This window comes from Rhodopirellula sp. J20-39, from assembly GCF_057365095.1.
Window position 1 is genome coordinate 3,515,709 of sequence record NZ_CP195123.1, and the last position, 22,849, is coordinate 3,538,557.

Genomic DNA, 22,849 nt, shown 5'->3' on the forward strand with positions numbered 1-22,849 from the left:
GTAGTAGACGAGGCAGTGAGTCCTTCCGCGAAACTCAGGCCAGACGGCCACATCGCATTCTTCAATAACTAAGTGGCATCTAGCCGAAACGCTAATCGACACTCACGAGTTCAACAATGAAGTGCAAGTTCGAGTGAGCTGGGATCGATCCAGGTGATCCACTTTCGCCGTAGGCTAGGTCCGACGGTACCCACAATTCGATCATCCCACCTTCGCCAACCAGTTGCATCCCTTCGGTCCAACCGGCGATGACGTTTCGCAGCGGAAAGCTGGTCGGTTCACCTCGCTCGTAAGAACTGTCGAACACCTTTCCGTTGTTGAGCCAACCGCGATAGTGCACGGACACGGTACTGGCTGCCGTTGGCTTTTTTCCGTCGGACGTTCTCAGAACGCGATAGTTCAGTCCTGAATCGGTTGAAGAGAATTCGGGCACCGTTTCCACATTCATTCCACCCGCACCGGCTTGAAGTTCCGGACGGTCAACGAACGTGATGGGTTTCCAACTGGTCGTCGTTCCGGTCGGACCCGCAAGTTCGGATGCAAGGTTGGTGCTTGGTGTCGCAGTGGAGCGACAGGCGGGAATTAGCAACACGAGGCCCAATAGACACCCAACCGGCCAGGTTTTCAGTTCCGCTTTCACGCTATTGTCTCGCATCCTGCATTCATCCATTACGCAAATCGGAAGTGAATCTCCCTGCAATTCTTTGGTAGGCAGGTTAGCGAAACCACGCCATGCTCGAAAGTCCGTTATTCCTATGGCGAAATGACTGCAATGGATCGCGTTTGATAGCAAAATGATTCGGTGTTGCGTACGTGAGCAACTGTAAAGCGAGGAATGTAAGCAAGGGGCCACTGCCTTTGCCGACGGAACCGCTTAAACTCATTCGTATAAGCAACCGACCGATTCTAAAAGCAAGGGACTCAATTCCGATGAAAGTCATTGTCGATCTATGCGTTGTCCCGATGGGGGTAGGTGTCTCGGTGGGCAAGTACGTCGCCGAGTGCCAGAAAGTGTTACAGGAAGCAGGACTGGAACACCAACTTCACGCCTACGGCACCAACATCGAAGGCGAGTGGGACGAAGTGTTTGCAGCGATCAAGCGTTGCCACGAACGAGTTCACTCCATCGGCGCACCACGAATCACGACCAGCATCAAAGTAGGAACCCGCACCGACCGCGACCAATCCATGCAGGACAAGATTGATAGCGTGACGGAAAAGCAGCTTTAGGAGACCTCTTTGATGAACGACGACCATCACGAGCAGTTTGGAACTCGCCCGAGGTGGTTTGTTCGTGGGATGGCGGCAGGCATGTTGTTAGTCGCCGCGATCAATGCGGTGTCGTACTTCATCCGCTCATCCACTTGGGGATCGCTCGTTGGCGATCGACAGAGTCCCGAAGAATCGATTGGGTTTCCGCTCGAAGTTTGGGAGGGTGGCAATACTTACGGCGGCTGGTTCGTCGACTACCCTCGGCTTTTGCTGAATGTGCTGTTTGCCGCCTTCATTGGTAGCATCGTGGGATGGGTGCTTTGTCGCCGCCGACATGAATTGAATCGAATGCTGGCGGGCAGTTTGCTAGTGGATCCTGATGGACAGAACATCGAACACGATAGCGAAGAGCAAGAGTCGCTATCGGACCACGCACCGATTCAGTTCAGTCTATTCGGATTGATGGCAGCGACAGCGATCGCGGCCGTTGCGTCCGTCATCACAAGACACTTTGCAGCTCGGCCGGAAACGCTGGTGGCAATCTATTTGTTTGGCCCGTTGTCATTGGTGTTGATCGCGATGCTACCCCAGCGGTTGTCTTGGCAACAGCGAGTCAAAATTATCACACCGTTGTCGCTCTCGTTGATCGGAGTCGCGATTGCTGTCGGACTTGCGATCGGCATGCCTTTCGACCAAGTGCTGATGGGAATTTTCCTGTGTTGGACTCCGCAAAGTGCTCTGGCCGCCATCGGACTGACTGCCTGGTTGTTCTTTAAACTCTCTCGAGAAACGGGCGATTTATCGATCGATCGCTGACGGAGTATTACCCAGGTTCGTTTTCGGGTTCAACAGTTTGCGCACTGATCGTGACATGAGACACCGCGTTTGGCGGTGCAATGAATCTAGCTAAACAGAAAACTTGCGACTTTCCGCTATCGAGGGGAACCTTCACCGTTGCTTGCGAGATCGTTATGTTCTGTTCCGAAAATGGGATTGAGGAATTGTGGCACTTCGGAACTGTGTCGCATCCGGTTCCTGCAACGGTATGAGGCCGCCTTAGTAGCTACCCTGCAAGGCATAGTCGCTCCCGTCGTTTATCACGTTACTCCGCCCGCTGCGTCTTCTTCTCGAATCGACCGAAAATTTCGATGGCAAAGATTATCCAGAAAGACAACGATCAACTTATCGTGAAGGCTTTTCCGAAATTGATCGGTTTTGTCGTGCTGTTCTTCTTAGCCGTGTTTTGGATTGCCGTTGCTACGACGGAACAAAACGTCGAACTGAGCATCTACCTGATTTTCAATGGGGTCGCGCTCGGGGTGATCTCGTTCCTCAGGTATCGCGAGACCTGCTTTGACAAGCGGAAGCAAACTGTATTGCTGACTTCACGAAGTGTGTTTGGAGCACAGACCCAGCAATTCTCGCTAGCCGAAATAGACTCGGTGAAGATGTCATACGGACGGGGAGCGGTGGCGAAAGGAGGAGCGATTCACTTGGTCATTGGCCAACAAACCTTCCCAATCGTTGACTCCGATATCGGCCGACGCAATCGGGAACGCAATGTTCAAATCAGAGATTCGATAGCGTCCTGGCTAGCGATCTGAAGCATTTTGGCGAGTCATGAAGCGATTTCTATCGGCAACCGCCCTAACGTGATTCACCGTCCGGTGGAATTTCCTTTTTCAAACTTGCTTGTCGCCGGCGGGGTCCGTCTCGTTTTGGTAGTCTTTTGTCGCCATCGTTACCGTGGCAATGAAACTTTGTCCAACCGATGTGTTCTTTGATGTTGAAATTGCCGCAATGACGACACTGCAGCCAAGTGATTCTGAATCCGTTTCGCCGCAGCAGGTGGCGACGGCTTTTCACGAGGCCGGGCATGCGGTGATGGCCATGATCGTAGGGCGTCCAATTCAAAAGGTGACGATCGAACCGGCAAAGATACAAACCGGTGGAGTTCGTCTGGGGGCGGTCAAGATCCAGAAAGGTCGCTCCAAAGCGACCAACGACTGGTTAGAAGACGAAGTCTTGGTCCTGTTGGCGGGCATGGTGGCCGAAGCTCATTTCACCGAACAGTATTGCCGCCAGGGCGCGTCACACGATCTGCAGGCGGTCCGTCATCTGCTGGCGTCGCGAGCGACCAATGAACGCCAGTTGGAAAAGCTGGAACGCCGGATGGTCGACAAGACGGAGCATCTGTTGAGTCAGGACGGTCATGAGGCAGCAATCAAGTCAATCGCAGTCGAGCTGCTGAAAAAGCAAACGATCAGCGGCCGAGCGGTGCGGCATCATTACAATCAGGCCGAACAACGGTTCAAGAAATCTTAGGGGTACCCATACGCAAAGCATCCGGGCAAATGCCCTCCGGTAAGTGCCGGTTCCAGGCAATTGCCAGGCGTTGCACCTGCTGTCACGCAGGGCTCAACGAGTTGCAACGTTCCGCCAGACGCCAACATTGAGATGGGCAGGTTGTTCGCCTGTGTCAGCTTTTGGGGTGCCGAGCTTGCTTCATTAACTCACCCAGTTGCTTGGCCAGTTCGGGATGTTCGGCGGCAACGTTGTTGACCTCGCCGATATCTTTCGACAAATCGTACAGTTCCACGGGGGCATCGGGGCGTTTGTTCAATTGGTAACGTACCGCCTTCCATTTCCCTTTCCGGATCGCTTCGCGTCCTCCTTGGGCTGGGAAGTCCCAGAACAGGTAGTCGTGTTCCTGCTGGCCAGGTTCGCCTAAAAGAGTTGGCAACATAGAAATTCCGTCGACCGGTTGATCCAGTTCCGTGCCGCTCAATTCCGCCATCGTGGGCAGCATATCCCAGAACGCGGATAAGTGATCGGACGTGGAACCCGCTTCAATCTTATTAGGCCAAACGGCAAGAGCGGGTGTTCGCACTCCGCCTTCGTATAGGTCTCGTTTAAAACCTTTCAACGGTCCGTTGGAATTGAAATATTCCGGATCGGCGCCGCCTTCAAGGTGAGGACCGTTATCGGACGAAAAGATCACCAAGGTGTTCTCCGCGATCCCTTGTTTGTCCAGTTCCGCGATGACGTCACCAACATAATCGTCTAGCACCGTGACCATTGCAGCAAACGCGGCGTGCCCTTCGGGCTGCCCACGGTAATAGTGATGAGGGTAGTCGAGTTCAGGAAGAAACTTGCCACGGAATTTTTCCATGTAAGCTTCTGGGGCCACCATGTCGGCATGCGGCTGAACGGCAGCGTAATAACAAAAGAACGGCTGGTCTTTATTGGAGCGAATGAACTCAAGCGTTTGCTCATGGATTAGATCGGGAGCGTAGTCGTTCTCGTGCGATCCTACGTTCCCCCACAGCATCTCTCGTTCGTTGTCATTCCAAAGGAATGCGGGGTAGTAGCAGTGGGCGATCCGTTGACAGTTGTAACCGTAAAAACGGTCGAATCCCATCTTCAGTGGATCGCTGACGGATCCGGGATAACCCAGCCCCCACTTACCGAAGATCCCCGTCGCGTAACCAGCACGCTTCATATGATGAGCGACCGTGTAAGTGTCGGCCGGCATCGGCATCTGGCCTTCCGGTGCATGTTCCGCGTTCCCTTTGACGGGTGTGTGTCCGGTATGCAGGCCGGTCATCAGCGAACATCTCGAAGGAGCACAAACGGCGCTGCCGGAGTAGTGCTGGGTTAGCGTCATACCTCGCTTAGCAAGCGAATCAATGTTCGGCGTTTCAAATTTCGTCTGACCAAAGCAACTCAGGTCGCCGTAGCCCAAATCATCGGCGAGAATATAGATCACATTGGGCGGATGAATTTCGTCAGCCTCTGAGCGCTGCCAGCAGCCAATCGCGAGGGTTGAGAGAGCGAGAATGCACAGCAAGCGAGTTTTCACAAAACGTTCCATCGGGGAGGGGAGCTTTCAGCGTTGAAGCCGTGAGCGTGCAGGTCTGGTACTATTCACAATTCCAAGACCACCGCAAATTACCGACTATTTCCAGTAGATTTGCAGGGTTCTTCCCGTTGAAGCACCGGCGGCATTCATTTGAACACGCAAGCGGTTCTCTATCTGGCATCAGTAATGCCGCTAGACAAGTCGCTGTTCCAAATCTTTTGCCGTTGAAAACGGGAGTATTTTGTTCAGTCTCGAGCCCGAAGAGAGAATCGGGCGAGAGCAATTAAGATATTGCTGATCAAGCGAGAAAGCCGCCTGGTGAGATGGCTTCCGAATCGAGTAGCCGACCCTCATTCAGAAAGGGTCGACTGCAATTCTTACCAAGCTGTGCACCCGAGAGTTTGTGCACTCGGGGAATATGTGCGCTCGGGATCTCGGCGCTCGAAACTACGAGTGCCTCCAGTTCGCCAGAGTTTGAAGGTATCCGCTGAGACCTAGAATTCCTCTTCGATGGTCTCTTTGGAAGCTCGCGTGCCGAGGGCACCCCAAAGACCATAGGGGCTAGCAAGCCCTGGTGCTCGAGCCGCTGAGCCGCCACCCGCCACACAGAAACCTGCATTTTGGTTTCCAGCTTCGATGGAGTCAGTAATGAACTTAACCGCACCGTCAGCCATCAAGACGTGACAACCGCCTTGGTGACGACTTCCGGCGGTTGACATAGCGATGTAACCATCGCCACGCACCGAACAGCTTGGTCCATTAGGAGGTGACGCCGTGTGGAACGAGGTGAACTGGCAACGTCCATCAGCCCAGCGGTAACCACGACCTTCGGACCCTTCCAGCACGTCTTTAACACCGTTAAAGAATTGGGGGCGGGTCGGGTCTTGATAAAGATTCTTGCACATGTTGGGGCCATCGCCGTCGACGTAGAACTCGTAGTTGCCGTTCTTGATCATGTTGGCGTTCATTTCTTTGGCACCTAGGCTCGTTGCAATTTCTCCGCCGGCGATGCTGTTGGATAGTCCATCAAGGATGTCGCGGAACTTGGTGACGTGCCGGTTCCAAAAGACCCCGCGGTTCGTGCCGCGAGCAAACGAGGCGATGGTGCCAGCGTCTGAGCGTTGACCATCGGTGTCCCATGATCCGTTGTTCCAGTGCCATCGTGGGAACTTCTCGCCGCCACCGTCAGCGTGTCCCCAGTCGTAGTTGCCGGCTCGGTTCTTGCCGCCTGAGTTAGAGAGCCATGGGTTATCGCCGATGCATGCCGCATAGTTTGATCGTCCCAGTGAAGGCAATCCGAAACCTGGGTCACTTGGGCAGCGAAAGGTGGGGATATTAGTTGCCCAGGGAGCGAAGTTGTAATCCCACATCGATCCACCCATAGGACCGCGATCGGTTCCGTCGCTATCGACGCCATTGGAAATCTGTTCCCAGATCGATTGCTGTTCGACGAATGGAGAAATGCCCACCAAGAAGCTGAGTCCCATATGGTTGTTCCCTGCTCCGCCGGGAGTCGTAGGGATTCCGCCGCAACTGACTGGTAGTTGTTGGTAAGCGGAATGGTAGTTGTGGATTCCCAAGCCAATTTGCTTGAAATTATTGCTGCAGCTCATACGCCGAGCGGCTTCACGAGCAGCTTGAACCGCCGGAAGCAGTAGTCCAACCAGAACACCAATGATCGCAATCACGACCAACAATTCAACAAGTGTGAAACCTCGAGATGGTTTTTGCGGACGCTGCATAGACAAAATGTGCATTTTAGAACTCAAAAATTAGGAACGAAACAGAGCAGAACAGAAAAGTAGGAACAACTTTTCTTCTTGAATAGGAAAAGTTGTTCTGCAGTTGGGGGCTGAGGAAAAACGCTTAAGTGGCCCGGTCTCTCGTGAAACGAAAGGTGAACAAGAAAGACTATTCTTCCGAGTCTACGTTTTCGTATTGATTGTTCACGGCGTCGGTCATCGCCTGTAATTCAGCTTCGGTTAGATCACCGGTAACAACCGTCGGCTCGCTCGTTCCGCAGCCAAAGGTGCAAAAGAGTGGAGTCGAAATTAAGAGAGCGAATAGGATGCGAACAGCGGTACTCATTAAGTGATTGTCCTTGGGAAATGGGTGCTTTCACTCAAAGCGAAAGCGGGATTGAAAATGGGATCTTAGGGAGGGCACGTCCCTTAACAATTTGCTTTTTGAAGAGATGTGCTCACCGGCTGTCTTAATCAAGGTTTGGGTGAGCTGAACTTCATTTGCTCAATCTGAGCAGGCTGATTGTGAGGTTTTCACGCTCGCCAAAATCACCACGCGCGTAGGCGTCTAATACTGGATGCACGCGTTCAGGGAGATCTAAACTAGAAAGAACACCCTTTTATGCTTTTTTCTTTTGATTGATTCAAATCAAGCGTTTGGGGCTCGCAAAATTGCAAACCAGAAGATGAACCGGCCAGATTTCTAGCCGGGCTGGCCATCTAGCTAAGCCAGCAATAGGACAGGGCTTCTTGGAGCGTACACTGTCGTCAAACTGATTCGACTCACCAGTCGTTAGCGCTGGCAACGCCCAAACCCGGCGGCGTTAAGATTTCAGAGTGATTGGGCCCGTGACTGTCAGGCCCGTGGCTGTTGGGGCGGGTGAAGCATCCAGCCCGGTGCAGAGATTATGCCGGTGCAGAGATTATGCCGGTGCAGAGATTATGCCGGTGCATAGTTCAAAACGGCAACCGATGTCGGAGCATCGCCTCAAGCGCTGCGTGTGGATAGCAGAATTTCATGTTGCCTAGCAGGACTCGAAATCGGTGCCCTTCCAGTCGCTACATCGCCGTTGAGATCGCTCTGATGCGGTCGCTCTGTCAAAGCTGGTCCGCCGCGATCGCTCTGGTGAAGACCTACGCGTCTTTGTTCGCGTCCAGGCGGATACCGCGTTTGGCGGCTCGTTCTTCCCAGCGTTTGCGGGCGAGTTGTTGCATGTCGACGTTGGTGTCGGATTCGTCAACGATCTCGAGGCCCAGCAACGTTTCAACGAGGTCTTCCAGGGTGACCAGGCCGACGATGCTGCCGTATTGATCGCTGACCATGGCCATGTGCAATCGGCCTTCGAGCAGCATTTCCAATAATGCCGGAAGTGCCGTGCTGGCTGAGACCGTTTTGACTGGTCGGGCGAAGTCTTTGAGAGTGCGATCGGATTCGCCGCGTGCTTGTGCGACCAACAGGTCATTCTTCAACACAAAGCCGCTGACCTCATCCAACTTGTTGTGGAAGATCGGGATTCGCGATACAGGCAATTCTTCGGTTTGCGAGAACAGTTCGCCGATGGTTTTCGTTTCGGGGAAAGCGATGACAACAACCCGCGGGGTCATGATGTCAGCGGCGTTCAGGTCAGGAAGCTTCATTAATGCGCGGAACACGCGTGACTCGTGATCTTCCAGCACACCCTGTTGAACTCCGATTTCCGCCATCGCGGTGAGTTCTTCTCGCGTCAGTGCGTGGTGGCTCTCGCCGCCGGATAGCCACTTGGTCAAGATCTCGCTGAGCCAGACCAGTGGGTAAAGGAACAAGATCAGGTATTCGACCGTTGTGCCGACCATCGGTCCCAAAGTTCGCCAGTGCAAAGCACCAAGCGTCTTCGGGATGATCTCGCTGAAGACCAAGATCAATAGCGTCATCAACGCACTGGCGATGCCGACCGCGTTTTCGCCCAAGTAGCCTTCGCCGCCATAAACCGCGGCGGCCTGAGCACCGACGCCAGCGGCACCGATGGTGTGGGCGATCGTGTTGAGCGACAAGATCGCGGCAAGTGGGCGGTCCACGTTCGCCTTCAGCCGCTGCAACCGGTCGGCTGCGGCGGGCCGATTCTCGCGAAGTGTCGCGATGAAGGACGGCGTGATCGAAAGCAGCACCGCCTCGGCGACGCTGCAGTAGAACGAAAAGCCGATGGCGACGACGAGGTAGATCAGCAGTAGAATCATTGAGCGGCGATCAATGTAGGCATTCGGATGGCGGAAGCCGAATCATAGAACACCGGCCCTGTTCACGGGAGGCTATTAACAATTTGCAGCCGGCAAATCACAGGTGGCCTCCTCCTTGGGAACGTCGGAACAATCAGTGGCGGCGTATGACTTGTCGCTCGGCTCTCCGAGCCGATAGCGGGCGGTCTAGCGCTTTCGGTTCGGAGAACCGAGCGACATTTGTTGTTCCGGCGACGCTTAGGCGGCCATTTTGGTTTCGCTGCGGGGTGCTGATTCACCACTCGAATCGAACATTGCCGAGCGGTTCGAAGTCTGGCTGCTGGAGTCGGAAACTTCTTGTGCGATGACTTCTTCGGCCAAGGCTTGGTAATCGTACGCACCGTTGGATTCGGCGGAATAATCGAAGATCGATTGACCGAAACTGGGTGCTTCAGCCAAGCGAATGTTTCGACGGATACGAGTATCGAAGAACTTCGCGTTGCGGAAGAACTTACCGGCGTCCTTGGACACGCTGAAGAACTGATCGATGTCTGTGCTGACTTCGGCAGCCAAGCGAGTGTTCGCGTCGTACATGCACAGCATCACGCCGGAAAGTTGCAGACGGCTGTTCATTCGTTTGGAAACCACTTCGATCGTGCGAAGCAACTTGCTAAGACCGTGCAGTGCCAAGAAGTGAGGCTGCAGAGGCAGGAAGACTTCGTTGACCGCGACCAAAGCGTTCAGCGTCAAAACGCCCAAGCTAGGCGGACAGTCCAGGATCAGGTAATCGAAGTCGTCGGTGTCTTCGTCCAGTTTGTCGCTGAGAATCATCTCGCGACCGATCTGGCTGGCCAATTCCATTTCAGCGGCAGCTAGGTCCAGGTTCGACGGGACGACGTACAGGTTGTCGTTGATGCGTTGCCGAGCTTCGGCGATGGTAGCGTCACCACAAAGCACTTCGTACATGGTGGCTTCACCGTCGATCGCGGTGATTCCGAGGTGCAGTGAAGCGTGTGCTTGCGGATCCAAGTCCATGACGCAGACCTTGCGTCCCGCACGAGCCAATGCGGCTGCCAGGTTCACGCTGCTGGTGGTCTTGCCGACGCCACCTTTTTGATTGATTACTGCGATTGAGCGCATAACTTGGGTCTCCTTCGATGGAGGGTCCGGGGGAGGGAAGTCTGGTTTCAGTTATTTCGGTTTTACAAACAGGTCTACACGCCGGTGCACGCTAACAGCACGCCAGCGTTAGGCCTGTTGCATGGATTGGTATGCCAATAAGACTTCGTACAGGTCCGAATCAATACGAACCACGTCATCTTTGAAATCTTGTAGCCAAGTTCGGTTGGATTGGTTGGCGTCCAGCAGCAATCGGGTCAGCAGAGCCAGCGGCACGCTCACCGACTTGGGAGTGCCCAGCCCGCTGATGCGATCTAGCTCGATTTCGCGAGTGAAGTTGTGTTTTTTCGTTCGAGCGGAATGCGTTGTCACGTTCTTTTCAGTCGGGCTAGTGGCGGTGGATTCGTGGGCTGAAACGCGCCGAACGTTTGGTCATGGGACGGGTTTAACAACCCATGCAGCCCCGTCGCCAGATCGTCCGGTAAGACTTGTATCGACTTTAACGATTAGACAGCTTGAAACGATTTTGCGGATTTTCGGCCCCGTTCGGTTTCACGGACGCTGATCCAAATCGCGACACATTGTCGGTTCGACGCCATTCCGCCCCGGTAGTGGTGCCGAATCTCTCGAAGCCAGAATGCGGCGATGACGACGTAGATCTGTTACTTCATATTGAGTACCAAACCGCCGTTTTCCCCTCTTTCGATGGGGATTCAGAAAACTTATTACCCCTCTTGCGGTGGTTGCGTATGATGGAGGACTCACCTATCGCGGTTCGCCCGCTCTCGCCTTTCATGGAATCGTGTGTCGCGGTGTCCACCTCGCCATCCACAGACCGAAATCGCGCATCGGAACCGTCGCAGCGGTCACCGATCATTGACGCTGATGCGCGGTCGGAAATGCGAGACGCGGTGGCGAAGATGGGGCACGCCAACGCTATTCGGGACAATCAGTCAAACGTTGAACCCATTGCGGTCGCGATGACGGCGGGCATCGGCGAAGAGTCCACTGAAAGTGACAACGACGTCGACAATAACAACGACTTGTTCGATGTCGATATTGCCAGCGAAGGTGTCGTTGCGGGCAGCGGTTTCGATGCCGTTGGTGCGGCCGATTTCAGACGCATTGGTTTGATCGACAGCGAGACAAGGTTATCGGTGATTCGCAACGCGGCCCGGCGGGCATCGATTGCGGTGTTGTCGGTCGCGCATCAAGCGTCTAGCGAGCCGGCCAAACCGGCTGTTACCGACGATGTCGTCAAACCCACCGCTTCGAACGGCACGGTGGGGGATGACTCTGCTGATCAGGAAGCCGAAGCCAGCGACGAGCATGCCGGCGCAAACAAAGGCCCCGACGGTGACGACCAATTATCGCAAATTGTTTGGTCGACCTACCGATTGGTGGATCCACGGTACCGGCACAATCACTATCAACAAATCCGCGTCGGCCGCATTTTGCCGCTGGCGTTGCAGGCGGCGTCTTGCGCGGACATCGATCCGTTCATTGAACGCAATGCCGTCGTCGGTGGAACTCCGATCTTATTCGGGCATCCTTTGCCGGTCGTGGTCACGCGGGCTCACTTCGATGATGAAGATGCAGCGGGCGGCGCCGGTGGCGTGTCGGCTCGAGAGTTGGCACGGACTTCGGTTTTAGATGAAGCGGCACGGCGAGCAGGCCTGCGTTCGCAAACGAAAATCTCCGAGGCGATGGCTGCCTATTCCGAATTGCGGCAGATCTCGATCTGGCGTCTCGCCACCCAGCAGATCATGCGTTCTCCGGCGATCGCGGTGTCGGTCGTCATGCTGGCAACGGGCATCATGTTGATGGCCGGTTTCACCTTCCACCGATCGTTTCACACGCCCGAGGTGAGCGCGTTCCAGGCGCGGTTGGAACGACTCAACAAGATGACCGAAGCTGAACTGGCGTTGGAAGGAAAATCGTGGCCGTTGGATGGACGCGGCACATCTTCATCCGGGCTTAGTGGCGTAGGTCCCGATTCGGGCCGGCTGTCAAATTTGGATGATGCGATTTCCATTGCCGAAGCTGAAAGCCAATTGATCGGCAAAGGCACGGCCGACACAGAGATCAGTGACCAGGACCCGCAAAGCGATTTCGAGCCGGGGTTCCCAGGTGAGATCGGATGGAATGCGGCCTCTGGGATGGACGCTTCGGAAGCCGGTATCGCGTCCGGTTTGGACCAACCACCGACAATCGACGAATTTCCGTTGGACGGTGAGTTGATGTCCGCGGGCAGTGAGTTGAACCCCGCGGATCCAGCCGATCTCGCTAAATCAGCCGAGGATGTTGACGAGACTATTGAGATGTCGGGCTCGACGGGCATGTTGAGTTCGACCGCTACCCCGTCGTCAGTTGTGGTTCCGGATTTCGTATCGGTGCCAAAATCTGATCCGGCCATTCCAGATTCGGATCCGGCGTTGCCGGCACCCGACGCCTCGATGCCCTCGCCAGAAAGTTCTGGATTGGACGGCGATGGAAGGTTGAGGCCCGACATCGATGCTTCGCCAAGCGGTCCGAACGTACCAACGCAGCCCGATGGCTCATCCGCTCCCAATATGATGGATCCGCCGGTTCCTCCTGAACAGCCAGCCGCAACGAACAAGCCAACCGCTCCTATTCAACCAGACACCGCACCAGCCTACAGCGACAGCGAGATTGCGATTGAGGCCGATGCGATTTGGTCGGCGACCGACTCGGCTGCGCGGCGATTCACGATCTCTCGTGCCGAGGATCTGATTCAGGAGTGGGAGGTTCAGGGTGAGTTAGCTGGCAACGATTCGATTGAATACTTTGCGGTCAACGAGTTGATCGTGCAAGCGAGCTGGTTAGTGGAACCATTTCCGACGACGGTCAAACGCGTGCAGGATTCCCGCTTTGGCGGTAGCGTTTCGATTGGTCCGTCGGATGCTTCTTCGACGAACGTATCGGTTCGTTCAAACGGGAGCGATTCGTCGGCGATCGTTTCGCGGATCGACGCGGTGCTGCCCAGTCAGTTGACCGATTCATTGTCGGTCAAGGAACTCACCTATTTGATCTCCAGTTGGATCGTCTCTCGACAACGCGTTGTCGCCACCGCTGATCTAGATCGAATGCTTGGGCAAGCCAATGTGTTGATCGACCAATGCATGATCAGCGACCGATTGACGCCGCAAGAACAGGCCCAGCTAATTGGCGTCGTCTTAACCGAAGCGAAACGGCTTAGCCGGATCGCAAAGTCGGAGGCGATCTTGCGGGAGCACGAGGAGTTGGTCGAATCGATCAGTGCTTTCCCGAGCGCGGATTCGTTGCAGCGACTTGAGACGAATAGCTCCACATCCGGGTTCTTGGGCCGCGTGCGTTGTTTAAAGCAGCGAAGGTGGTCGGTGGGGTTGAAGGCGATGACGAAAACTTCCGATTCGGCCCTCGCGTCATGTGCATCGTCAGAATGGCAACTGCGGCAATCCGATTCGGTGGACTCGCCGGTTCCGGATGAACGCTGGATCGAGCTAGCGGATCGCTGGTCCAAAATCGCCGCTCGGGTACCAGATCGTGAGGCAGCTGCGATTCGGTTGCACGCGATCGCGCTGATTCAGGAGATCCCCGGCACTGAACAGTTGGTCGGCGAGCTGATGGCGGCTTTGCCCAGCTACATCACTTTGTAGAGCCGTGGCTGAACCCGGAAATGGCCGCTATTTGCGGGCGATTTTAATCGATCGGCGTTGGATTCTGCGGGGAATTAGCTAGGTGAGCCTGAATGCGGGTTTTCCCCCAATCCGGTGCCGCTTGCTGGTTGTTCGTGAGAAACCGGCACAACCGCACCCTTTTTTGCTGGAGACCCAACGCTGATATGGCCGATATCAGCGGTACCATGGATTGGGAGGGTGGAACGATCGGTGCCATCGTTCCAGCGAAGATAGGGTCATGGTGAGGCAGGGAGGGCTTCACCATGACCCTTCCCTTTTGATATGGCAACTTCTTTTTCGGGCTGCGCAGGTTCCGTCAGGCTAAAGCCTGTACTCCAACAGCGCTGAAGTCCAGGCTTCAGCCTGTTACCCACAACTCAAGCATTATCCCGTCAGCTCAATGCACATTCAGGCTAAAGCCTGTACTCCAACAGCGTTGGAGTCCAGGCTTCAGCCTGTTACCCACAACTCAAGCATTATCTCGTCAGCTGCATGCCCGTCAGGCTAAAGCCTGTACTCCAACGGTGGGGACCAATTCCTCAACGAACCGAACCGCCCAGGCCAATCTTCTCAGGGGGCGTGAATCGGAAGTGTGACCAGCCAAAACGTTGGGCATTCGCGGATCGTGCTCTGTCGTTTGTGGCTTCAAATTAATCGACTTCAAAACGATGGTCGGCGAGAAGTCGGCGGCCACGTTCTCCAGAAGCCTCGCTGTACTGCGGTGGAACACAGCGACATGATCGTCAGGGCGAATGAACGATCGCCAGCGTTCTCGAAACTGATCGACCGTGGCTAGCGGGTCTAATTCTTCGCAGCTCAATCGCAGGCGGTCCATGAACGATTCATCGTTGAGTGAATCGGACTGGATCACGCATCGGAAGAACTCGCCGGTTCCCATTCTGACGGCGTTCCAGTAGAGCGGTTTGGGAGCCTCGTCCGTAAGTGGCGTCCCATCGGCGAAGGTACCTCGTTCTTGTTCGCCATAAGCGACGACGATCTTGCTGAGGTCTTCCGCCAAGACCCGTGGCACGTTGGCGGATCCGCGTCGTCGATTTTCGTTTTGTCGCCAGTTCGATTTGGTAAATCCGATCTGGTCGTTGATCATTCGGTCGAAAACTTCGAGGAGTCGATCGAAGCCCGGTGTGGTCGGTTCGATCGCGGTGAGTGCCGCGACGGTTGCTTCTAGCGTCGACAGCGCGTGCTCGTTCGGTTCGCGTCGGATGCGGTATCGGCCAGGTTCGGACGGTGCGAGCCGATAGCGGGGCAGCGTCTGCAAACGAGGGATATCGCGAAACAGCGTCTTGGCGTGGTGCCAGGTTCCATCGATCACGACAAGCTGCTCCGGTCGTTCCGAGGGCGCCAGTTCCGATAGCAGTTTGGCATCGTCGCCGGGATACAGCAAACCGACGTTGTCGTTCAGTTGCATCGATTCGAAGCGTTCGGCCAGCTCGTGGTTGTACGCCACCATGACTTCGCATTTCTGCAGCGATTGGCTAACGATCCGTGCCGTGTTGAATGGATGTGCCCGCTCGCGGCGGTGCTGCATGATCAACACTTCGGTTTGATTGGCGACCTTGGGGATCAACGCGCAAAAACACAGCGACAACGGACGAAAGCACGTGGGGCAGCGTCCGCTTTCGCTTAGTGCCAGCGAATCAGCGTCGTCCACTGGGGGGCTTGCCGTAGGGTTTGCCGAAGAGATATCTGAAGCGTTGATCGCAGAATCTTTGTGCGAAATAAGGAACGAAGCGTGCCAGCGAAGGCGGCATCCGGTGATCGGCTTTGGGAGCCGACGAGGTACGTTCTACGAGAAATCGGACTTCGCGCGTATCGGGCGTTCTTCAGCCAATCTGCGGTCCAGCCACTTTGCGGTCAAGTCAGTGCGTCCAGCCAGAGCGGTCCAGTCAGAGCGCACTCTTTCCTCTATGCTATGCGTCCAACCTGAATCCTTCCTCGACATGATTTTCAACATGAAACCGGCCACGATCAGCGAACTGAAGAAATCGTTGGCGCACCTGGATCGCGATGAGTTGCTGGACGCATGCGTGCGACTGGCGAAATTCAAGGTCGACAACAAAGCGTTGTTAACCTATTTGCTGATGAAATCGGATGACGAGCAGGCCTATGCCGACGAGGTTTGCGATGCGATCGACGAACAGTTTTTGGAAGCCGGCATCGGGACGAACCGGACGCTTCATAAGAAGACGCTGCGCAAGATCATCCGAGAATTCGAAAAACACATTCGCTATTCAGGTGACAAGGAAACGGAGCTGAAAATCCGAATTCATTTCTGTCGTCAGTTTTTCGATCGTAAGCTTCGTTTCGGTCGCTGTCGCGTTAGTGCGAATATGTATGCGTCGCAGCTTAAGAAAATTGACAAAGTGATCGACAAGTTGCATCCTGACCTGCAGTACGACGCCCGGCGAGAAACCCAGGGATTCGACTCGCTGCTGTAAGACTCGGTTCAGCGATCGAAAACCAATGCAATTGCCAATTTGCGGTGGTCACTGCGCGGTTGCCAATTCGCTGTGTCCATTCGCTGTGTCCATTCGCTGTGGTGCCGCGGTAGAGTTTATGTTTGAGAATGATTGAGTTCGTCGCTCACGAAGCGTGTTGAATTGGGCTTAAGGATTCAACGCATCAAAAAACTTATAAACTACTTCGTGTCTATCCGTCATTAAGCTTTTCGTTTGCGCTTGCTTGTGCCGTTAGTAGATTGACGTGAATTTAATGCTGGTGTGATTTCGGCTATCTGCTTTAAATAGTAACGATAGATAGCGGAAACTTATTAGTTATCGCTAACACACACTACCTATATGTCAAACGGAAGGCTTCCATGTTCAAGTTGCAAACTGAAGTATTGGCTTTGATAGCCAGCGCAATCCTACTCGTTGCTGTCGTCGGATGCGGGGGATCGGACAATACGGTTGTCGTGCCGGATATGTCTCCGGAGGATCTTCAAGCGGAGATCGATAAGCGAGTTGAAGAAGCCGAGCAATCTAAGCCTGAATAAGGCCGAGCTTGTTTGAGTTAGTTGTCATTGCCATGATCAAATTACGTTGTTCTGTACTTTGATCGGCTAGGCCATTTGGGTCTTTTCTGGTTCCAGTTTCGCGACCTGATTGCGAACTGTCTCTTGCGACGCAGCAATTTTGCCAGGCTGCTTCTGACGCAGCAGCTAGATGTCTCGACCGCTTAGCCATCTTGTCGCTTAGCCACTTGGTCACTGAGACTTTATCGCTAGGCCGCTTGATCACTAAGCCGCTTTATCGCTGGGTCACTTTATCGCTGGGTCACTTTATTGCTGGGTCACTTTATTGCTGGGTCAATGCGTATTGCTTTGTGTTTCAACAAAAAAATCCTGAAGGCCAATGTGACCTTCAGGATTGGTTAGATAAGTGAGGCCCAGTAGGCCGCTGGATGCGAAGGGGGTTTAGAATTCTTCGTCGATCACTTCCTTCGATGCCCTTGTTCCAAGAGCTCCCCATAGCCCGAACGGGCTTTTGGCGCCCACTGCGTTCTCGCCAACATAAGCGTTGTTGTTTGCGTTCACGGCGTAGTATGGAATCGTGCTGGATTGGCTTCCGGCTTCGATTGAGTCGGTCACGAACTTCACTGCTCCGTCTGCCATCAGGACGTGCACGCCTCCTTGGTGTCGGCTACTCGCGGCGATCGGTCCCGCATAAGAGGAGTGGATGTTCGAATTGCAGGATGGGGAATTTGGAGGAGTGGTTGTGAAGAACGCTGTGAACATTGTTCCACAATCGGCCCACGCAAATCCTCGGCGATTGAGGGTGTTGGTCGCCAAACCACCGCTGCTGTTGTCATCTCTAGGTGTCGCAGAGTCCCAGAATCGCGGACGGTCTGCGTCAATGGCTGCATGATTTGTGCAGAGGGTTTGGTCGAACGCTGGACCGGAGGATGATGGGCCTCCTGTCGATCCAACTCCCAGAATCAATAGATCGGATCGGTTATCGTTGTCGCCAAGATCGGTGATGATTTCACCCGCAGCAATCGTATTGGCCAGACCGTCCAAAATGTCTCGGAATCCTTGTTTGACTCTCGGTACGAATACACCTCTCATCGAGCCACGTTGTCGAAGAGCGGCTGCTTGAACTTGGGCACCGTTGAACGCCGGGCTGCTTCGCTCGACTCCAAAGTAGCCGTCGCCGTAGCAAGCGGCATAGTTGGTTCGGCCTGCGGCAGGCAGTCCAGTACCTGGATCGCTGGGGCATCGGAAGCCAACCACTTCGGTTGCCCAAGGCACGTAAGCGGTTTGGTAGCCAGGGTTAGGCCCCATCGCATTCCAGGGGCCCATCGTGGTCGAGTCTCCGATCGTGAAGACACTTTCGTTGTACGGGTTTGAGATCTGTTCCCACAAAGCTTGTTGCTCAATGAACGGTGTGATCCCTACCAAGAAGCTCAGTCGCAAGGCGTTGTGGCCGCCCCCCGTGGTTGTGCTTCCGGCACCTTGGTTGTAGGCCAGGATTCCATTCGTCGGATCCGTCGTGCCGCTTCCGTGTGTAGGCAGTTGGTTGTAGGCCGAGTGGTAGTTGTGAAGTGCCAGGCCGATCTGCTTGAAGTTGTTGCTGCAGCTCATTCGGCGAGCGGCTTCGCGTGCTGATTGAACCGCCGGAAGCAGGAGGCCCACGAGCACGCCGATGATCGCAATAACGACCAATAGTTCGACGAGAGTGAAGCCCGCGTTTCTGTGTTGTGTTTTTTGCTGGATGTTCAAGGTAGGTTTCCGAGAATGAGTCGAGATGCTTGGATCGCCAAACGATTTGGCCCAAGTCGCGTGTGTCGCGTTGGATACCGCCTTGGATTAGGCGACTGTTACGACAACCAAGCATGGCAATAGGTGTGCCGAACTCGGGAACTGAATTCTCGAAGGGATGTAACGGTTGAGCACCAATTCAAGTTCCCGCATTAGGGAGTTGAGTTTCACGCAACCCGATACGAATTGATGATTCGTTTTCTGTTCTCGTTAAGCGCGTAAAGCAGCCACGCCGTGGAACATGCGTGTGCTATGAGCAGCCGCAATGAATCTTGCCCATCAAAGCAGCACAATTCGAACTGATATGAAGCAGGTTTCGCCCCGTGTTTCACTTGCTTTTTGCAATTCCGGGGGGTGTGGTGTTACCTTGGAATGTCTCGCAATGTCCTTGCTAGCAAACCACAGTAGGCAATGCTGATACCGTTTACCCGCACCCGTTCATCCGCCCTCGTACGAGAGACTGTACGAGAGACTGTACGGGGGTGTTATCGGGGGGCGTCGGGGTGAGTGGTAGCGTCTGACGCAATGACTCTTGCTTGGTGCAAGTCAGCGCGAACGGACTCGTATTCTCGTTCGCGACCTATCAATCCGAACTTGCGAGTCTCTAGCTCATCACGCCGAACTGGGTACCGGCTTTCAAGCGGTGACCGCGGATGAACTCGGCGGCGGCCATTTCTTTCTTGCCGGCGGGTTGGAGACGTTCGATCAAGAGGCGGCCATCGCCGCATGCGATCGCAACCTCGTTCTTGGATTCAGTTTCCAGTAATTGGCCGGGCGGAGTTATCTTTTCTGACCCAACACCATCCATCCGAACCTGCTTGATCGCGACGCGGATAGGTGGTTTGTCGGGGTGTGTTTTGACGAACGTGAACGCGACCGGCCAAGGCTGCATGCCTCGCACCAGGCAATCGATTTCGCGAGCCGATCGGGACCAGTCGATTTCCGCCTCCGCTTTGGACAGACGCGGTGCCTTGGAGACTTTGGACTTGTCCTGCGGCTCGCCAATTAGAGGCAGGGGATCGCCCCAGGAATGGTCGGCTAGTTTGTCTTGCAGGATTTCGATGGCTCGCATGGTGGCGTCCACACCGATCGTGGAAAGACGCTCTTCGAGTTCACCGGACGTTTCCGTTGGCAAAATCGCAGTGGTTGCCGATGTGACCACGGGGCCGCCATCCAGACGCGGCGTCATGTGAATCACGCTGACGCCCGTTTCGGCATCGCCGCTCAATAGGGCACGTTGCACCGGTGCAGCGCCACGGTAGGCCGGTAGCAGCGAACCGTGCAAATTGATTCCGCCCCAGCGAGTGGCCGCGAGAGCCTCTGGCTTCAGGATCTGGCCGTAATCGCAAACGACCATTAAGTCGGATTGCGATTCAACGAGTTCTTCGATCGCGGCGTCATCGTTGATGCTGGCCGGATCCCATAGTGGCAAGTCGTGCTCATTGGCCCAGTCGCGGACGGGCGACGGTGGCGGGCCGCCTCGGCTTTTGATCGGGGGCATCGGACGCGTGACGACCAACGCGATGTCGTGACCGGCGACGCGGATGGCTTCGAACGAAGGGACGGCAAACGGGCCCGTCCCCATAAGGATCATGCGGATCAAGTGTAAGCCTCTTCCCACGTCGCGATCTGCTGGGCGATGCCGGCATCGTCTGGAATGGTGCCGGTCCGGCGGAGTGAATCGAAGGTCGTTTCGAACTCGTACAGTTCACCGTCTAGATCGCGTTTCGCTTCGTCGCTGATGCGATCAAAGAACATCACACCGTCGAGGTGATCGACTTCATGTTGCATGACACGGGCCAGGAAACCGTCTAGTTCCATGTTGATCTCGTTGCCCTGCAGGTCATAGCCCTGCAGCCGGACTGACTTGGGACGCTTCACTTGGGCATAGATTCCGGGGACGCTCAGGCAGCCTTCTTGGGACGCTTCGTTGCCTTTGGGCCGATCGATTTCGGGATTGATCACCACCCATTCTTGCCCTTCGCCACGTTTGCCCGATTCGTTGGCGACAAACATGCGGATCGGCAAATTGACTTGGTTGGCGGCCAGACCGACGCCTTCGTTGGCGTACATCAGGTCCAGCATTTCCGCAGCCATGTCTCGCAAACGTTGGTCCACGCGGACGATCGGCTTGCTGCGATGCCGCAGCGTCGGGTGGGGAAAATGAATGATCGACAAAGGCATGGTGGTCGGCGGGCGAGAACAGGAGTGGGGAATGAGAATTTGCCCATCATGATAAATTCTGTCGCCGATGACGACCGGGCTTGATTGGAGCCCTGGTGTAGGACTGCATATTTCCACGGGTGAGTGCTGCTTCGAAGGTGGCATCGAGAGCGAATCGGCGGAGCATGGTTGGTTGGCGAGACCGGCAAAAGCGATCGGTGGCGCACTATTTCAATTTGCGCGGCGGTGGAGGTTTAGGAGGTTTGGTGGCGGCGTTTCCGATTGGGGGGGAGATCCAGTCGTGCCGAATATTTCTGAGTTGACGATAGTAGCTAGACGATCACTCCTGTGTGGGGGGAGTAGTCGTAACGGTTATCCGTAAAAAATCGCTTGTTCGTTTTCTTCGGATTCATTGAAACCGGCTGCAACGCTTCCCGTTTTTGAAGCCCCAATCATTCAAACATTGTTTACTGGACCTGTCCCATGCTTCGTTCTGTCGTTCGCGGGTCTCGCCGCATTGCATTCGCACTCACTCTCGCATCTACCGCTACTTTCGGCGGCTCCGCCATGGCCACCGACGGCCTGCCTCCTGAGTTGATCGCTAGCCTTTATGGCGACAGCAATGAAAGTGTCACCGGCGACGAAATTGCTCAGTGCAGTTGTGGTAGCGCGTCGTGCGGTGGTTGCGAAAGCGGTTACGAGGTGAGCTTCAGCAACGAATGTGTCTACGAGCAAACTTGCAGTGCACCAGAACAATCGCACGGTCTGCTTGAAGGCTTGAAGAAGCGACGATCCAAGGCCGGCGCCTGTCCACCGCCATGGTGGGCACACCGCACCGGCATCTTTGGTGAGTACCTTTACCTGACCGCGGGCAGCAGCGATTTAATCTATGCGTTGGAAGGTACCGATTCTGACCCTGACACGAGCACGCCTACCGGACCGGCTGGAATCGTCGACATGGACGCGGAATCTGGATTCCGCACTGGTTTCACGCTGGCGGCGAGCGAATGCAGCAGCTTGAACGTGGCATACACCCGCTGGGACGGACACGCAACGGATTCGATCGATGCCACTGGGATTAACGTGTTGAACTCCCAGCTCTTGCACCCTTCGCTGGACAACTCGGCAACCGACAGTACCGCGTCGACCGCGACTCACAAAATGAACTTCCAAACTGTTGACGTGAACTATCGTCATCTCTGGAAACGCACTAACACGATGGCGATCAATTGGCTTGCCGGTCTGCGTTACAGCAATCTTGAGCAAACGCTGAACAGCCAGCAAACGTTTGCGGCACCGATTGGTCTAGCCGACGTCGACACCCAGATCGACTTTGAAGGATTTGGATTTACGGGCGGCTTGGACTTGGAACGCTATAGCTGCGAAACGGGATTGTTCATCTTCGGTAAGGGAATGGCGAGTTTGCTGGCCGGCGATTGGAAAGCGAGCTATCGCCAGACCAATCAATTTGGCGGCGGCGTCGTAGCCAACGAATACGAAGACTTTCACGCTACTCCAATCTTGGAAGGCGAAGTCGGTCTAGGCTGGCGAAGCAAGACCGGCTGTGTCCGCTTGCAAAGCGGTTACATGATGGCCGGTTGGTATGAATCGGTTTCGACCCGCAGCTACATCGACGCGATTCGTGAATCCGAATTGGTCGACATCGGCGAAGCAATCACCTTCAGCGGTTTCACCAGCCGAGTCACCGTTTCGTTCTAGAGCCTAGCGAACACTGATCGCCGCGTTCGCATTCGCCGCCGTTACCTAGGTATTCCGCCTCGTCCCTTTCTCCAGGACGTAGCCTAGGCATTGAGTTGGTACGACCGCGACGAACCCAATAGGGCATCTGACTTTGTTCAGATGCCCTTTTTTCGTTGAGTGAGGGGATCGAAGCGGCGGATACCGGCCCGCATCGATTGGCTATCGTTTAGATCGCAGTTTAAATCGCAAGCACGCTGCCCCTGTTCTGGGCATGCCAGTCGCTTTTTGGGCGATGCCAGTCGCTGAGGCACGCCAACTATGGCTGCATGCTTGTTTTCCTTTGACGCCCTCAATCGGTCGTTGCGGCTAGGCGGAATCACACCAAAGTTGGCGGGCAGCA

At 55.0% G+C, this 22,849-nt stretch carries 19 protein-coding genes; 8 read left to right on the forward strand and 11 right to left on the reverse strand.

Going from position 1 to position 22,849, the window contains the following annotated elements; translation table 11 throughout:
• Positions 1 to 91: 91 nt before the first annotated feature.
• Positions 92 to 655 carry an FKBP-type peptidyl-prolyl cis-trans isomerase gene (locus ACR3ZL_RS12800; protein ID WP_473652761.1) on the reverse strand — a complete coding sequence of 188 codons (564 nt, stop codon included), beginning with the start codon at positions 653 to 655 and terminating at the stop codon, positions 92 to 94.
• A 275-nt stretch (positions 656 to 930) separates the two neighbouring features.
• On the opposite strand from ACR3ZL_RS12800, the gene ACR3ZL_RS12805 reads away from it, so the two are divergent.
• The 4 genes from ACR3ZL_RS12805 to ACR3ZL_RS12820 all read left to right on the forward strand — a co-directional run bounded on the left by ACR3ZL_RS12805 (position 931) and on the right by ACR3ZL_RS12820 (position 3,537).
• Entirely contained in the window at positions 931 to 1,230 is a 300-nt protein-coding gene (locus ACR3ZL_RS12805; RefSeq protein WP_473652760.1) for an MTH1187 family thiamine-binding protein, read from the forward strand.
• A 12-nt stretch (positions 1,231 to 1,242) separates the two neighbouring features.
• On the forward strand, positions 1,243 to 2,028 hold the full coding sequence (locus ACR3ZL_RS12810) for a hypothetical protein (RefSeq protein WP_473652759.1): 786 nt from the start codon (positions 1,243 to 1,245) through the stop codon (positions 2,026 to 2,028).
• A 332-nt stretch (positions 2,029 to 2,360) separates the two neighbouring features.
• Positions 2,361 to 2,816 carry a hypothetical protein gene (locus ACR3ZL_RS12815; RefSeq protein WP_473652758.1) on the forward strand — a complete coding sequence of 152 codons (456 nt, stop codon included), beginning with the start codon at positions 2,361 to 2,363 and terminating at the stop codon, positions 2,814 to 2,816.
• A gap of 148 nt (positions 2,817 to 2,964) precedes the next feature.
• The gene (locus tag ACR3ZL_RS12820; protein ID WP_473652757.1) at positions 2,965 to 3,537 is read left to right on the forward strand and encodes an ATP-dependent metallopeptidase FtsH/Yme1/Tma family protein; all 573 of its coding nucleotides are present in this window, start codon (positions 2,965 to 2,967) and stop codon (positions 3,535 to 3,537) included.
• A gap of 154 nt (positions 3,538 to 3,691) precedes the next feature.
• On the opposite strand, the gene ACR3ZL_RS12825 is transcribed toward ACR3ZL_RS12820, so the two are convergent.
• The 6 genes from ACR3ZL_RS12825 to ACR3ZL_RS12850 all read right to left on the reverse strand — a co-directional run bounded on the left by ACR3ZL_RS12825 (position 3,692) and on the right by ACR3ZL_RS12850 (position 10,500).
• Entirely contained in the window at positions 3,692 to 5,086 is a 1,395-nt protein-coding gene (locus tag ACR3ZL_RS12825) for an arylsulfatase (RefSeq protein ID WP_473652756.1), read from the reverse strand.
• A 482-nt stretch (positions 5,087 to 5,568) separates the two neighbouring features.
• Positions 5,569 to 6,831 carry a DUF1559 family PulG-like putative transporter gene (locus ACR3ZL_RS12830; RefSeq protein WP_473652755.1) on the reverse strand — a complete coding sequence of 421 codons (1,263 nt, stop codon included), beginning with the start codon at positions 6,829 to 6,831 and terminating at the stop codon, positions 5,569 to 5,571.
• Positions 6,832 to 6,985: 154 nt separating this feature from the next.
• Positions 6,986 to 7,162: a hypothetical protein gene (locus ACR3ZL_RS12835; protein ID WP_473652754.1), complete on the reverse strand. Its 177-nt coding sequence runs from the start codon at positions 7,160 to 7,162 to the stop codon at positions 6,986 to 6,988.
• Between the two features lie 788 nt (positions 7,163 to 7,950).
• Positions 7,951 to 9,030, reverse strand: coding sequence for a CNNM domain-containing protein (locus tag ACR3ZL_RS12840; protein ID WP_473652753.1), 1,080 nt, complete (start codon positions 9,028 to 9,030; stop codon positions 7,951 to 7,953).
• A gap of 237 nt (positions 9,031 to 9,267) precedes the next feature.
• Complete coding sequence (locus ACR3ZL_RS12845; protein ID WP_473652752.1) at positions 9,268 to 10,149, reverse strand: ParA family protein; 882 nt, start codon at positions 10,147 to 10,149, stop codon at positions 9,268 to 9,270.
• Positions 10,150 to 10,257: 108 nt separating this feature from the next.
• Positions 10,258 to 10,500: a hypothetical protein gene (locus ACR3ZL_RS12850; protein WP_473652751.1), complete on the reverse strand. Its 243-nt coding sequence runs from the start codon at positions 10,498 to 10,500 to the stop codon at positions 10,258 to 10,260.
• Between the two features lie 377 nt (positions 10,501 to 10,877).
• Here ACR3ZL_RS12850 and ACR3ZL_RS12855 point away from each other — a divergent pair, with 377 nt between their 5' ends.
• Positions 10,878 to 13,787 (forward strand): hypothetical protein, encoded by a 2,910-nt coding sequence (locus ACR3ZL_RS12855; protein WP_473652750.1) that lies wholly within the window; start codon positions 10,878 to 10,880, stop codon positions 13,785 to 13,787.
• A gap of 520 nt (positions 13,788 to 14,307) precedes the next feature.
• Here ACR3ZL_RS12855 and ACR3ZL_RS12860 read toward each other — a convergent pair.
• Complete coding sequence (locus ACR3ZL_RS12860; protein ID WP_473652749.1) at positions 14,308 to 15,477, reverse strand: tRNA-uridine aminocarboxypropyltransferase; 1,170 nt, start codon at positions 15,475 to 15,477, stop codon at positions 14,308 to 14,310.
• A gap of 289 nt (positions 15,478 to 15,766) precedes the next feature.
• On the opposite strand from ACR3ZL_RS12860, the gene ACR3ZL_RS12865 reads away from it, so the two are divergent.
• Positions 15,767 to 16,264 (forward strand): hypothetical protein, encoded by a 498-nt coding sequence (locus tag ACR3ZL_RS12865; protein ID WP_486173520.1) that lies wholly within the window; start codon positions 15,767 to 15,769, stop codon positions 16,262 to 16,264.
• Between the two features lie 380 nt (positions 16,265 to 16,644).
• The gene (locus ACR3ZL_RS12870) at positions 16,645 to 16,821 is read left to right on the forward strand and encodes a hypothetical protein (RefSeq protein WP_473652747.1); all 177 of its coding nucleotides are present in this window, start codon (positions 16,645 to 16,647) and stop codon (positions 16,819 to 16,821) included.
• 420 nt (positions 16,822 to 17,241) lie between these two features.
• On the opposite strand, the gene ACR3ZL_RS12875 is transcribed toward ACR3ZL_RS12870, so the two are convergent.
• The 3 genes from ACR3ZL_RS12875 to def form a co-directional block, all read right to left on the reverse strand.
• Entirely contained in the window at positions 17,242 to 18,546 is a 1,305-nt protein-coding gene (locus tag ACR3ZL_RS12875; protein WP_473652746.1) for a DUF1559 family PulG-like putative transporter, read from the reverse strand.
• Positions 18,547 to 19,189: 643 nt separating this feature from the next.
• Positions 19,190 to 20,179, reverse strand: a complete 990-nt coding sequence (gene fmt / locus ACR3ZL_RS12880; RefSeq protein ID WP_473653563.1) for a methionyl-tRNA formyltransferase — start codon at positions 20,177 to 20,179, stop codon at positions 19,190 to 19,192.
• A 5-nt stretch (positions 20,180 to 20,184) separates the two neighbouring features.
• Positions 20,185 to 20,769 carry a peptide deformylase gene (gene def / locus ACR3ZL_RS12885; protein ID WP_473652745.1) on the reverse strand — a complete coding sequence of 195 codons (585 nt, stop codon included), beginning with the start codon at positions 20,767 to 20,769 and terminating at the stop codon, positions 20,185 to 20,187.
• Between the two features lie 462 nt (positions 20,770 to 21,231).
• On the opposite strand from def, the gene ACR3ZL_RS12890 reads away from it, so the two are divergent.
• Entirely contained in the window at positions 21,232 to 22,467 is a 1,236-nt protein-coding gene (locus ACR3ZL_RS12890) for an Lpg1974 family pore-forming outer membrane protein (protein ID WP_473652744.1), read from the forward strand.
• Positions 22,468 to 22,849: the final 382 nt, after the last annotated feature.